This window comes from Actinomycetota bacterium, assembly GCA_030682655.1.
Classification (GTDB): domain Bacteria; phylum Actinomycetota; class Coriobacteriia; order Anaerosomatales; family JAUXNU01; genus JAUXNU01.
On the sequence record JAUXNU010000058.1, the window covers coordinates 1 to 1,422 of the forward strand.

Annotated in this window: 1 protein-coding gene; it reads right to left on the minus strand. The window is 67.5% G+C overall.

Annotated features, from left to right (window positions below; genetic code table 11):
- Window positions 1-1,227 (minus strand): IS110 family transposase (locus tag Q8K99_03590; protein MDP2181632.1); only part of this gene is annotated, 1,227 nt, incomplete at its 3' end.
- Window positions 1,228-1,422 lie beyond the last annotated feature (195 nt).

Consider the following 1,422-nt stretch of genomic DNA (forward strand, 5'->3'; position numbering starts at 1 on the left):
GGGGCTCAGGGTGACGGTGTAGCCCATCTTGCGGAGCTGGTTGATGGCGCGGGCCTTGGTCTTGTCGGGGTTGCGGCGGGCGTAGAAGTCGCCGCCGGGATCGGCGTAGAACGCGCCGTTGATCCACATGTTCCAGATGGCGATCAAGATGGCGTGCTCGACGGCGACGATGGCCTTGATGGGCCCGCGCCGGGAGGCGATGCGGCGGTACTTTGCCGCCAGGTAGGTGTCCTTGGACTGGGCGGCGGACATCGCTGCGATGCCGAGCGCGCCCTTGAGGTAGGGGTTGCCCGGACGGGTGTGGGTGGACTTGACCCGTCCGGCGGACTCGTTCGAGCCGGGACACGTCCCGGCCCAGGAGGCCAGGTGCCCGGCGGTCGGGAACCGGGTCATGTCCGCGCCGGTCTCGGCGATGATCACGTCGGCGACTCGCGTGCTGACTCCCGGGATCGAGATGATCAGGTCCCGGAAACCACGAAAGGGTTCGATCACCACCTCGATCCTGGCCGTGAGCTCATCGATTGCGTGGGTGTGCTGGTCGATCAGGTCCAGGTGGAGGCGGGTCAAGAACCCGTGGTGGTCGGTGAACTGGCCGGTCAGGGCCTCGGTGAGCTCGGGGATCTTGGACCGCAGCCGCCGCTTGGCCAGGTCCGCCAACACGGCCGGGTCACGTTGGCCGGCGATCAGGGCCTCGAGCATGGCCCGCCCGGAGACACCGCTGATGTCCGTGGCGACCGAGGACATCTTGATCCCGGCGTCCTCGAGGAGCTTCTCCAGGCGTTGGATCTCTTTGGCGCGCTCGCGCACCATCGCGGTCCGGGTCCGGGTCAGGTCCCGCAGCTGACGGATCGGTGCGGGCGGAACGAACGAGGCACGAACCAACCCGTGCGCACCGAGCTGGGCCAGCCACGCAGCGTCGGAGACATCCGTCTTGCGTCCGGGCAGGTTCCTCACATGGCGGGCGTTGACGAGCATCACCTCGAACGGGGCGTCCTCGAGCAGGTAGTAGAACGGCTTCCAGTAGTCCCCGGTGGCCTCCATCACCGCCAGCGTGATCCGGGCGGCGACCAGGTGTTCGCGCAGCGCCAACACCTGGTTGGTGACCGAGCCCCACGTCGTGACCGTCGACGTCGTGCCTGCCCGTCCGCCGCCTGCGATCCGGACGCAGACCTTCGCGTCTCGCTTGGACACATCGATTCCCGCGCAGCGCGGGTGGACCAACTCCATCACCGCCACCTCCTCGACGTTGAGCACCAGGATCAACAGGTGCCCGTCCCGGGGAGGGCAGGAAGAAACAGAAGTCTGACGCTCGTGCTCGAAGGCAACAATCCACGGTTCCCGCGGGGAGCCCTCCACCACCATGCTGACCTACGAGCTCGCAGGCACCACAGAGGCCATCGGTGTCCGACCGGGACGAACACG